This is a genomic window from Pseudomonas nitroreducens TX1 (assembly GCF_000313755.1).
In the GTDB taxonomy this organism is placed as follows: Bacteria; Pseudomonadota; Gammaproteobacteria; order Pseudomonadales; family Pseudomonadaceae; genus Pseudomonas; species Pseudomonas nitroreducens_A.
Genome location: NZ_AMZB01000053.1, coordinates 1 through 10823 on the forward strand (window position 1 = coordinate 1; position 10823 = coordinate 10823).

A 10823-nucleotide genomic window follows, 5' to 3' on the forward strand; every position below is an offset into this window, starting at 1 on the left:
TAGGACTGATATCGGCACGTTCGGAACAGGCCCGCTCAACCGCCAAACGCCGGCCCGATGCTGTCGTCGTCCATGCCGCGCTCCAGCTTGATCTTCAGCGCAAGATCGGTGCGCGAGTCGGCGAACTTCAGGGCGTCGGCCACGCTCACGCGACCTTCTTCCAGCAGCTTGTAGAGGCTCTGGTCGAAGCTCTGCATGCCGCTCTCCAGTGCGCGTTCGACGGCTCCCTTGAGCTCGGGCAGTTCGTCGCGCTGGATGATGCCGCGGATGTGCGGCGTACCCAGCACCAGCTCCACCGCTACAGCGCGGCGCTGGTGGCTGCCGGGCACCAGGCGCTGGCCGATCAGCGCGAGGATGTTCTGCGACAGGTCGGCCAGCACCTGCGGGCGCGCCTCGTCGGGGAAGAATCGGGTGATGCGCTCGATGGCGTGGCGGCAACTGGTGCCATGCAGGGTGGCGACGCACAGGTGCCCGGTTTCGGCGTAATGCAGCGCGTGCTGCATGGTGGCGGCGTCGCGGATTTCGCCGAGCATGATCACGTCCGGTGCCTCGCGCAGCACGTTGCGCAGGGCATCCTCGTAGCTGTGGGTGTCCAGGCCGACCTCGCGCTGGTCGATGATCGACTTCTTGTGCATGTGGAGGAACTCGATGGGGTCCTCGATGCAGACGATGTGCCCGGAACGGTGGCGATTGCGAAAATCCAGCATGCTCGCCAGGGTCGTCGACTTGCCCGCGCCGGCCGCGCCGATCACCAGGATCAGCCCGCGGTCCTGCATCGCCAGCTTGTCGAGGATCGATGGCAGGCCGAGGGAGGTGACGTCCGGAATCACCTGCTTGATCAGGCGCACCACCATGGCCACTTCACCACGCTGGTAGTAGATGTTCGCGCGAAAACGCCCGATGTCCGGCACGCTCAGCGCCAGGTTCATCTCCAGGTCGCGCTCGAAGTCCTGCGCCTGGACTGGCGACATCAATTGCCAGGCCAGGGTCTTCACCTCGCCGGGCTCCAGCACGCGATCATCCGCCGGCTGGCTGTGGCCTTCGGCTTTCAGGTGCGGTGGCGCGCCGACGCTGAAGAACATGTCCGAGCCGCCGCGCTCGGGCAGCAGGCGCAGGTACTGGATGACGTCGGGGAGGGGAGTGTTGCTCATGGTGTCGTCCTGGGAGGGCGGGAGGGCGCATCTGCATTGAGCCTAGCTGCAATGCCGGACGGGAGCCTAGGCGAGGCGGCGGCACGCCGTTTTGACGTGCCGCAGGGAAGCGCCTCAGGTCGACAGTTGATTGGCGAACTGACCCACGGCGTTGACCACGCGCTGGGCGCTGTCCTGGATTTCGATGATCACCGTACCGGCCTGGCCGGACAGTTGCAGCCCCAGTTCGGCCTGCTGCTTGCCGCGGTCGATCATGGCCACCGCCTCGCCGGCCAGGTACTGGTTCTGTTCCACCACGCGTGTGATTTCCTCGGTGGCGGCGCTGGTGCGCGAGGCGAGCTGGCGCACCTCGTCGGCGACCACCGCGAAGCCACGCCCCTGGTCGCCCGCGCGGGCCGCTTCGATGGCGGCGTTGAGTGCCAGCAGGTTGGTCTGGTCGGCGATGCTGCGGATGCTCTGCACCAGCGCGCCGATGGCCTGGGACTGGCGGTCCAGCGCCTCGATGCCCTGGGTGGCCTCCTGCATGCGGTCGGCCAGTTCCCGCATCACCTCAACCGTCTGCTGGACCACGGCGGCGCCCTTGGTGGCGCTGTTGTCGGTGCTTTGCGAGGTGTCGAAAGCGATGGTCGCCGCTTGCGCCACGGCGTTTTCACGGTGCACCTGCTCGGTGATCACAGTGGCGAACTTCACCACTTTGTAGAGGCGGTCGTGGGCATCGATGATCGGGTTGTACGAGGCCTCCAGCCAGACCTCGTGGCCACGGTTGTCGATACGCTTGAAGCGACCGGTGACGAACTCGCCACGGCGCAGCTTGGCCCAGAACGCCTCGTACTGCGACGAGTTGTACTCAGAAGGCTCGCAGAACATCCGGTGATGCTTTCCCTTGATCTGCGCCAGGCTGTAGCCCATGGCGTTGAGGAAGCGGTCGTTGGCGGTGAGCACTTCGCCCTGCAGGTTGAATTCGATCACCGCGGTGGAGCGTTGCAGGGCCTCGATCAGGTTCTCGTGCTCGCGGGAATTTTCGATGGTGCGGGTGAGGTCGCTGGCGTAGATCGAAAAGCGCTGGACCGCCCCGGTGCGGTCGTGCACTGGTTGCAGGATCGAGCGCAGCCAGGCCTCTTCGCCGTCGCCACGCAGCAGGCGGATCACCCCGGCCAGATGCTCGCCGCGCTCGATGGCGTGCTTCACCTTCAGGTGGAAGTCCAGGCCGCGTACGTGGTCGGGGATCAGGTCCAGCAGGGGGCGGCCGATGAGCTGGTCGCCGCGGTGCAGCATCTCCTTCTCGAAATTGGCATTCACCGATTCGATGCGCCCGCGGGGGTCGAGGAACAGCACGAGCATTTCCTGATCGAGGCTGGCGCGGATCTCCTCGATGGAGGCGAGCTCTTCACGCAGGGCGGCCAGTTCCTGCTTCAAACGCGAGTTGAACATGCTGGGCTTTCTCTAGGGGTGAGGCACGAAAAACTGCTGCCGGGTCGTTTCACCATTGCATCGGCCGACACGGCCACGACTTTAGCCCCGGATGGACCGGCGTAAGCCCCACGAATCAGGACCTGGTGCGTGTTTCAGACGGTGCTGGTCACTACCTGACTGACGGCGTTGGCGGCACGTAGCAGGTGAGTGTCCTGTGGCTTGTGCAGCAGTTGGCTGCCGCTGGCAGCGGCCTCGAGATGCGCTCGGCAGAGGTGTCGCCGGTGATGATCCGCGCCGGCAACATCATCGTCGAGGTGCTCGCCCCAAGACGGCGCTGTTCTTCCTGATCTTCCTGCCGCAGTGCATCGACCCGGCCGCCAGCCTGCCGGTGGGCCTGCATTTCGTCCTGGGGATGATCGTCAACCTGGTGTTCCACCGCCGACGTGCTCGCCGTGCTGTTCGCCTCGCTGCTGCTCGGCGCGCCGGGCAAGGGGCGTGGACGGCTGTGCGGTTCGATTCTGGTGGGATTGGGGGTGACGCTGGTGGCCCGGGGCGGGCCGGAGAGGGAAGGGACGCGCCGCCCCCGCAAATGGGCGCGGCGCGGGCGAAGGGGATCAGTCTTCGCGGCTGGTCACTTCCACCAGGTGGTAGCCGAACTGCGTCTTCACCGGACCCTGGACGACATTCAGCGGGGCGCTGAAGACGACCTGGTCGAACTCGCGAACCATCTGGCCCGGGCGGAAGGTACCCAGGTCACCGCCGCTGCGGCCGGACGGGCAGGTCGAATTGTCGCGCGCCACCTGGGCGAAGTCGGCGCCGCCTTCGATGGCAGTTTTCAGTTCATTGCACTTGGCTTCGCTGGAAACCAGGATGTGACGGGCGGATGCACGGGCCATGGAATAACTCCTGAACAGGCAGTAGGAAAGGGCGAAGCCTAGCCGATTCCAGGGCTGAACCCAATGCCAGGCGCCGGGCGACTTGCCCCTTTTCGTAGGATGGCGTGGTGCGCGGCGATACCCAGCATGAGCGCAGGAGCGCATTTATCCGCGATTGGCGTCGCCCAGGTAGAGGAGGTGCCAGCGGAAAACGATCACGGACGGAGTCCGCTCCTACACAGATGTTCGCCTCAGGCGCCGAACACCTCGCTCAGGTGCTTCTGGTAGCGCTGCACATCGCTCTCGATGTTCGGGCGCTTCATCACGTCCACGCACAGGAAGGTCGGCAGCGGGCTCATGCCCAGGAACTGGTTGGCCTTGTGGAAGGGGAAATACACCGCGTCCACGCCCTTGCCCTCGAAGAAGTCGGTCGGGTCGTCGAAGGCCTGCTGCGGGGCGTTCCAGGTGGCCGAGATCAGGTACTGCTTGCCCTGCAGCAGCCCGCCGCTGCCGTACTTCTGCGAAGCGTCGGAACGGGTACGGCCGTCGTTGGCGTAGAGGCTGCCGTGGCCGGCGGTGAACACCTCGTCGATGTACTGCTTGACGGTCCAGGGCGCGCCCATCCACCAGCCAGGCATCTGGTAGACGATGACGTCGGCCCAGAGCATTTTCTGCACTTCTTCCTGGATGTCGTAGCCGCCGTCGATGAAGGTTTCCTTCACGTCGAAACCGGCACGGTCCAGATGGGCGATGGCGGCTTCGTGCAGGGTGGCGTTGTAGCGGCCGTCGGAGTGGGCGAACTGTTTGCCGCCATTGATCAGCAGAATCTTTTTCATGAGTGGGCTCCGCAAGGGAATGGAAAGTCGATGACGGCAGAATATCGATCCGCCCGGTGCGGAAAAACCCGTTCCCGGGCAAATGATCCGTGCATGAGAATCAATAATATGAGTGATTAATTTGCGTCAGGATTAGGCAATCTTTCCACCACAAGGAGCGCCGATCCGATGTACGCCTTCATCCTCCAGGCCCACACCCGCCCCGAAAGATCCCAGGATTTCGAAGACCTGTTCCGTGCCTACCTCACGCCCAGCCGCGCCGAAGACGGCTGCGTGCAGTACCACATGCTGCGCGACGTGAACGACCCGACCCTGTTCACCTTCTTCGAGGTCTGGCAAAGCCGCGAGCACCTGGCCATCCACACCGCGCTGCCGCATATGCGCGAGTTCCATGAGCGGCGCATGGAGTACCTGCGCCGCGATTTCGCCATTCAGGAAGTCGAGGTGATTGACCCGTTGCCGCGTTGAGCGCTCAGGCCACCACCCGGTTGCGTCCACCTTCCTTGGCCTTGTAGAGGTTGGCGTCCGCCGCGGCGATCAGCGCTTCGATGCTGTCGGCGTGCGTGCTCGACGTGCTGGCCACGCCGACACTGATGGTGACGATGCCGCGCGCACCCTTCTCGTGGGGTAGCGCGGCTTCCTCCACCGAGCGGCGGATCGATTCCGCCACCGTCGTGGCTGCCGCGGTGTCGCAGCCAGGCAGGATCACCACGAACTCTTCGCCGCCGTAGCGTGCAGCGCCGTCGTCCTCGCGCTGGCAGCCCTGGCTGACCAGGTGTGCCACGCTGACCAGCGCCAGATCGCCGCGCGGGTGTCCGTAGTGGTCGTTGTAGGCCTTGAACTGGTCGATATCCATCATCAGTACCGCCAGGTTGCCGTCGCCTGTCCGGCGGCGGTGCCACTCGCGATGGGATTTTTCATCGAACCAGCGGCGGTTGTGCAGGCCGGTCAGCGGGTCGGTGTCGGCCTGGTTGCGCAGTTGGCTTTCCTTGGCGTCGCGGCGACGCAAGTCACGGGTCAGGCGGTAGGCGAAGAAAATCGTCGCGGCATTGATTGCCACCAGCAGTCCACTGGTGATCAGGGTGCGCGCGGTCCAGGTGTTCAGGATCGCCTCGCGGCACAGTTCCACCGACACCACCGCCTGGTAGTCGCCGATGCGCCGGTAGCCGCGCCAGTAAGCGTTCGAGGTGCCGCTCTGCTGGCGGAAATAGTCGTTGCGCCCGCTATCGACGAACTCGCGGAAGGTATCGGCTTCATCCCCGGGGGCGCGGGTCGGGTCGCGTGGCCATTGGGCGAGCACCGTGCCATCGAGCAGGCGGATGGTGATGACGCCATGCTTGCCCAGATCGAGGTCGCGCACGAAGGATTCCAGGTGCTGCAGCTCTTTGATCGCCGCGACGACACCGACGAATTGACCATCCTTGTCCAGCACGGCGCGGCTCAGCGCGGTGCTGGTCGAGGAACGGGGATAGGACGGCATGAACGGATGGCTGAGCAGCAGCCGGCCCGGGTTTTCGCGCGCTGACGTGAAGTATTCGCGCTTGGACAGATCGCGGCTGGATTCGCCGGCGTGGTTCAGATCCGCCAGCAATTCGCCCCGTGCGTCGGTGACCACCAGCGTGCCCGATTGCACGGAGCCTGCTGCATGGCCTTCCACCAGTTCCTGCAGGACTTGCTGCGACAGCGCCGGAGTCGTCGGGCCGGTGATCACGTTGGAGAGCGTCAGCAGGGTCTGCGCGTGCACGTCCAGGTCGCGGTGGAATTCGCGCTCCACCAGCAACAGGGTGTTCTTGCCGCTGGCGTGGGCGTAGGCCAGCGCATCCTGCTTCATCTGCAGCATGTGCCAGCCGGCAAGCAGCGAGGCGAGCACCGCCAGCAGGAAGGTAAGGCAGAACACTCGGATCGGTTTGAGCACTGCGCTTCTCCTGCTATGGCTCGGACTTTGTTCAGCTACCTGAATTGTCCGTTATGTCGGGTGGCATACAACGGTAGTTGGCAGGACCCTTGCCTTATGTCAGGCCGCGTAGGAATTTTTTGTACAGGGCGACAGCCATTCTTTGCCGGGTTTTTCCATCCACGGAACCTGTTCGAGCCGGCCGCAGCCAAACGCCGAGAAATCCCGCATCATTGAGCCTTTTCGACCATCGGAGCCTTCCATGCCCAGCCAGTCGTTCGTTCCGCGTAGCCTGCTGTTGTCGCTTGGCCTGCTGGCCGCCGCCGGCGCCAGCGCGGCCGACCAGGACCAACTGCTCGAAGCCATCAACGCCTACCGGGGCGACGTGCAGTCCTGCGCGGGCCAGGCTTCCCAGGTGCTACCGCCGCTGTCGCCGGACCCGCGCCTGGCGCTGCCGGCTTCGGCAGGGGAATGGAAGGCCGCGCTGAACCAGGCCGGCTACCCGATGAGCAGCGTGCGCATGCTCAGCCTCACCGGCCCGCGCGACGTCACGGCTGCCATGAAGGCGCTGCAGGAGAGCTTCTGCCAGGTGCTGCTGGACCCGCAGTTCGTCGATGTCGGCATCGTCCGCGAGGGCGATGACTGGCGCGTCCTGCTCGGCCGCCCGTTGCTGCAGGGCAAGCTGGGGACCTGGGAAACCGAAGGCCAGCAAGTGCTGCAGGCGATCAACGCCGCCCGCGGCAAAGGCCGCCAGTGCGGCGGGCAGGCCTTCGGCCCGGCTGGCGCATTGAGCTGGAATGCGACCCTGGGCGGCACCGCCGAGGCCCATAGCCGCGACATGGCCAACAACAACTACTTCGATCACAAGGGCCGCGATGGCAGCACGCCGGGCGACCGCGCGGAGCTCAACGGCTATGCCGGCCAGCGCATCGGCGAGAACATCGCCGCCGGCCAGGGCAACGCGCAGAAGGTGGTGGACAGCTGGCTGGCCAGCCCCGGCCACTGCGCCAACCTGATGAACCCGCAATACAGCGAACTGGGCGCGGCCTACGCGGCGGACCCGAAGAGCGACGCGGGCATCTACTGGACGGCGATGTTCGGCTCGCCCTGAGCCGTCACCGGGCGCCGCCGGGCTCGCTGGCCTGGCGCTTCACCTTTGCCGTGAGAATGGCCGCCTCGACCGCCGCCAGCGTGCCCGAGGCCGCGGGAAGTTCGAAGACGCGACTTTCGGCAAGGGAGGAGACGCGCTCGCCGCTGTCCAGGGTGAACTCCACGAACGCCAGGTGCTCCGACCAGGAACGGTAGCGCCGTACCATGAACAGGCTGTGGCGGCTGCGCACCGAGCTGATCTTCTCCAGGGAAATCTGCCGGTGGCTGTCCTTGCCGCACAGCACCAGTTCGCCCTTGTCGATGAACGCCGGCTCGGCGCGTGAGACGCGGCGCCACTCCACGGCGAAGCGCGCGACCAACAGCAGCAGGCAGAGCGGCAAGGCAGAGAACAGGCCAACCACGCCACTGAACATCTTGATCAGCGTGAAGACGGCCATTGCCAGCAGGATCAGCAGGGTGAAGGCGCGGTAGAAATGGACGTTGTCGAACTCGGTCTGTGGCAGGAACCGGACTTCCATGTGCGTTTGTCCTCGGCGAGTACGAAACCTCTCTCAGCCTGCCTTTTTAGCAGACCGGGCGCCTCTTGCCATGCGCGGTGGGTCACGCTGCGCGGCGATACAAAAAGAAAAACCGGCGCCTGGGCGCCGGTTTTCCATTTGCTGCTGCGGGAATCAGGCTGACTTCCCGCCTGAACCATCCACTCAGTGCGGCTGGTTCAGGGTCAGGCGCATGTGACGGTTCACATCCTTGTACAGCAGGTAGCGGAAGCGACCGGGGCCGCCGGAGTAGCAGGCCTGCGGGCAGAAGGCGCGCAGCCACATGAAGTCGCCGGCTTCCACCTCGACCCAGTCCTGGTTCAGGCGATACACCGCCTTGCCTTCCAGCACGTACAGGCCGTGTTCCATCACGTGGGTCTCGGCGAACGGAATCACACCGCCCGGCTCGAAGTTCACGATGTTCACGTGCATGTCATGGCGCATGTCGGCCATGTCGACGAAGCGGGTGGTGCTCCAGCGGCCTTCGGTATCGGGCATCACCTTCGGCTCGATGTCCTGCTCGTTGGTGACGAAGGCTTCGGGCAGCGGTACGCCGTCGACTTTCTGGTAGTGCTTGCGGATCCAGTGGAAGCGGGTGTGCTGGCCACTGGTGTTGCGCACCTTGTAGTCGGCGCCCGGCGGAATGAACGCGTAGCCGCCCGGCTTCATGGTGTGCACTTCGCCCTGCAAGGTCAGGCTCAGCTCACCTTCGACGATGAACAGCACCGCCTCGGCGTTGACGTCCTGCTCGGGCTTGTCGCTGCCGCCCTGGGGCGCCAGTTCGACGATGTACTGCGAGAAGGTCTCGGCGAAGCCCGACAGCGGGCGGGCGATGACCCACATGCGCATGTTGTCCCAGAAGGGCAGGTGGCTGGTGACGATGTCACGCATCACGCCCTTGGGGATCACGGCATAGGCTTCGGTGAACATGGCGCGGTCGGTGAGCAGCTCGGTCTGTGCCGGGTGCCCGCCGTGCGGCGCGTAATAAGTGGATTTGGCCATGGGGTAATTCCTCATTGTTGTCTTGCTGCCCGGCGCGTAAGACGCCGTGGTGAGCAATGCGTGCAGAGCGGCGCGCTTGTCGGTGCGCTGGCCGTCGCTGGAAACCACGATATCCAGCGGCGTGTTCATGCACAAATTAAATGTTGGAATCCGCTGTATTCGGTTTCTGAATGTGGCTCAGCCTTTCGTATCCTGCGCCAGGACCCGTGACAGTACGCGCGCCAGTTCCTTCACCATCGGGTCCACTGCGGGCCGGTGCAGCATCGCCACCTCGAACACGTCCACCGAGGGAAGCCCGATATTCTTCGGCAGCACGGCGTGCTCCGCCGTCACCGCGCGCTGGGGCAGCAGGCCGATGCCCATGCCGTCGGCGATGGCCGACTGGATGCCGGAAAGGCTCGAACTGGTGAAGCTGATGTGCCAGCGCCGGCCGATGGATTCCAGAGCGGCGATCATCTCGTCGCGGTACACCCCGCGCGGCGGGAAGGTGACGATGGGCAGCGGGTCGAGCCCGATGCAGGCGTTCTTCGCGCTGTCCACCCAACGCGTCTTCTCCGGCCAGCAGGCCACCGCTTCGCGGGCGTTCTGCCGCTGCTTGAGCAGCACCAGGTCCAGCTCGCCCCGGTCGTAGCTGGCGGACAGGTCGCGGCTCAACCCGCTGGTGACTTCCAGCTTCACCTGCGGGTAACGGCGGTTGAACGCCGCCAGTTGCTCGGTGGTGCGCCCCGTGGCGAAGTCGTCCGGCACGCCGATGCGCACCGTCAGCGCCACGGTGGCGCCGGACAGCGCCTCGACCATCTCGTCATTCAACGCCAGCAGGCGCCGGGCATAGCCCAGCAGCGTATCGCCCGCGTCGGTGGGCAGCACATCGCGGTTGCCGCGCTCGAGCAGGCGATGCCCGGCCATCTCCTCCAGCCGACGGATCTTCTGGCTGACCGTAGACTGGGTCGAGTGCAGGCGCGTGGCGGCCGTGGTGAAACTGCCGCAGTCAGCCACCGTAACGATGGCGCGGAGCAGGTCGAGGTCGAAGAGGCGGGTATTGGATTTATCACTAACGCTCATGGCGGTATCGGAAATCTGAATGCGATACCGCTTTCTAACAGCTCAGCCCGCGCCCCGGCAATTCACCTGCATCGCGGTGCTCAGAAGTCGACGGTCTTCGCCCAGGGATCGCTGATGCTGCTACCGCGCCGGTCGCCCTTGCGGCGGTCGTCTTCGAAGCGGATGGATTGTCGTCGGTCGGCGCTGCAACGGCGTTCGCCGTGGCGGGTGTCGATCTGGAACGTGGCCTTTGCCTTGGCCGGCATCGCCGCAACGGGCGGGGCGGCGGGTTCCATGGGAACCAGGCTGAGCTCATCGATGGTCAGGTCATCGAAGTTGAAATCACTGAGGTCGAAATCGTCGTCGAGATTCATCACGCGTCGCTCCACTGCAATACCCTCAGAGGTGAGCGTAGAAGCGTAGTGGCGTTGCGCTTCCTCAGCCGACGGACTGCAGGTGGGGCGCTGCCTGCTGACGCGTCCTGTCGGCCGCAGTCGCGGCTTTCCCCTCGCTGTTCAATCCAGCCAGCTGTGCCACGCCAGTCGGATCGCGCCGTCCTGCAGGGGCAGCAAGGTGAGGTTCGGCGTCTGGCGAAGATCGGTGACCAGTTGGCTCCAGGCGGCGGAATCGTCGTTGGGTTCGCGGCGCAGGGTGATGCCGAGGTTCTTCAGGGTGGTCGGGTCTGCCAGCAGGGCGTTCACGCGGGCGGACAGCTGGTTATAGGTTGCGGCGTGCATGGGAGGCCTCCGGTTCGGGTGGATGGAAATACTGTATGTAAATACAGTATTTCTTGTAAAGACCCGCGTGATCATCGGCAGGAGGGTTTCCCGATGGGCGTGCAATCGAGCGGCTCCGGGGCGGGGTTCTGGGTGATGGTATGTGTCTCTCAGCCCTTGAGAGCCGGGGGTTTGAGGGTTGGTCTGCTGTAATCGTTCTGGAAATGGAACGCTAGAGGCGATTTTTGC

14 protein-coding genes and 1 pseudogene are annotated in these 10823 nt (G+C 64.9%); 3 read left to right on the forward strand and 12 right to left on the reverse strand.

What is annotated here, in order from left to right; all coding sequences use genetic code 11:
• Window positions 1-35: 35 nt before the first annotated feature.
• The 3 genes and pseudogenes from C167_RS0101090 to C167_RS35410 all read right to left on the reverse strand — a co-directional run.
• Window positions 36-1151 carry a PilT/PilU family type 4a pilus ATPase gene (locus tag C167_RS0101090; RefSeq protein WP_017516436.1) on the reverse strand — a complete coding sequence of 372 codons (1116 nt, stop codon included), beginning with the start codon at window positions 1149-1151 and terminating at the stop codon, window positions 36-38.
• A gap of 114 nt (window positions 1152-1265) precedes the next feature.
• Entirely contained in the window at window positions 1266-1826 is a 561-nt protein-coding gene (locus C167_RS35405; protein WP_268744080.1) for a methyl-accepting chemotaxis protein, read from the reverse strand.
• Window positions 1806-2582: pseudogene (locus tag C167_RS35410) on the reverse strand (PAS domain-containing protein); the annotation flags it as partial. The gene C167_RS35405 and the pseudogene C167_RS35410, both read right to left, overlap by 21 nt.
• A 185-nt stretch (window positions 2583-2767) precedes the next feature.
• Here C167_RS35410 and C167_RS34380 point away from each other — a divergent pair.
• Window positions 2768-2911 carry a hypothetical protein gene (locus C167_RS34380; RefSeq protein ID WP_157791805.1) on the forward strand — a complete coding sequence of 48 codons (144 nt, stop codon included), beginning with the start codon at window positions 2768-2770 and terminating at the stop codon, window positions 2909-2911.
• Window positions 2912-3178: 267 nt separating this feature from the next.
• Here the strand turns inward: C167_RS34380 and C167_RS0101105 are convergent, their stop codons facing one another.
• Window positions 3179-3460 (reverse strand): peptidylprolyl isomerase, encoded by a 282-nt coding sequence (locus C167_RS0101105; RefSeq protein WP_017516439.1) that lies wholly within the window; start codon window positions 3458-3460, stop codon window positions 3179-3181.
• Window positions 3461-3690: 230 nt separating this feature from the next.
• Window positions 3691-4275 (reverse strand): NAD(P)H-dependent oxidoreductase, encoded by a 585-nt coding sequence (locus C167_RS0101110; RefSeq protein WP_017516440.1) that lies wholly within the window; start codon window positions 4273-4275, stop codon window positions 3691-3693.
• A 168-nt stretch (window positions 4276-4443) separates the two neighbouring features.
• Between C167_RS0101110 and C167_RS0101115 the strand changes: the two genes are divergently transcribed.
• Complete coding sequence (locus tag C167_RS0101115; RefSeq protein WP_017516441.1) at window positions 4444-4743, forward strand: putative quinol monooxygenase; 300 nt, start codon at window positions 4444-4446, stop codon at window positions 4741-4743.
• Window positions 4744-4747: 4 nt separating this feature from the next.
• Here the strand turns inward: C167_RS0101115 and C167_RS0101120 are convergent, their stop codons facing one another.
• A complete protein-coding gene (locus tag C167_RS0101120; RefSeq protein ID WP_017516442.1) occupies window positions 4748-6190 on the reverse strand; it encodes a sensor domain-containing diguanylate cyclase in 1443 nt (480 codons plus the stop codon).
• 99 nt (window positions 6191-6289) lie between these two features.
• On the reverse strand, window positions 6290-6433 hold the full coding sequence (locus C167_RS34385) for a hypothetical protein (RefSeq protein ID WP_157791806.1): 144 nt from the start codon (window positions 6431-6433) through the stop codon (window positions 6290-6292).
• Between C167_RS34385 and C167_RS0101125 the strand changes: the two genes are divergently transcribed.
• Window positions 6432-7280: a CAP domain-containing protein gene (locus tag C167_RS0101125; protein ID WP_017516443.1), complete on the forward strand. Its 849-nt coding sequence runs from the start codon at window positions 6432-6434 to the stop codon at window positions 7278-7280. The genes C167_RS34385 and C167_RS0101125 overlap by 2 nt on opposite strands.
• A gap of 4 nt (window positions 7281-7284) precedes the next feature.
• Here C167_RS0101125 and C167_RS0101130 read toward each other — a convergent pair whose 3' ends face one another.
• The 5 genes from C167_RS0101130 to C167_RS0101150 form a co-directional block, all read right to left on the reverse strand.
• On the reverse strand, window positions 7285-7797 hold the full coding sequence (locus tag C167_RS0101130; protein WP_017516444.1) for a hypothetical protein: 513 nt from the start codon (window positions 7795-7797) through the stop codon (window positions 7285-7287).
• Window positions 7798-7980: 183 nt separating this feature from the next.
• On the reverse strand, window positions 7981-8817 hold the full coding sequence (locus C167_RS0101135; RefSeq protein ID WP_017516445.1) for a bifunctional allantoicase/(S)-ureidoglycine aminohydrolase: 837 nt from the start codon (window positions 8815-8817) through the stop codon (window positions 7981-7983).
• Window positions 8818-8994: 177 nt separating this feature from the next.
• Window positions 8995-9879 carry a LysR family transcriptional regulator gene (locus tag C167_RS0101140; protein ID WP_017516446.1) on the reverse strand — a complete coding sequence of 295 codons (885 nt, stop codon included), beginning with the start codon at window positions 9877-9879 and terminating at the stop codon, window positions 8995-8997.
• 80 nt (window positions 9880-9959) lie between these two features.
• The gene (locus C167_RS0101145; protein ID WP_017516447.1) at window positions 9960-10232 is read right to left on the reverse strand and encodes a hypothetical protein; all 273 of its coding nucleotides are present in this window, start codon (window positions 10230-10232) and stop codon (window positions 9960-9962) included.
• 141 nt (window positions 10233-10373) lie between these two features.
• Window positions 10374-10595: a DUF1654 domain-containing protein gene (locus C167_RS0101150; protein ID WP_017516448.1), complete on the reverse strand. Its 222-nt coding sequence runs from the start codon at window positions 10593-10595 to the stop codon at window positions 10374-10376.
• Window positions 10596-10823 lie beyond the last annotated feature (228 nt).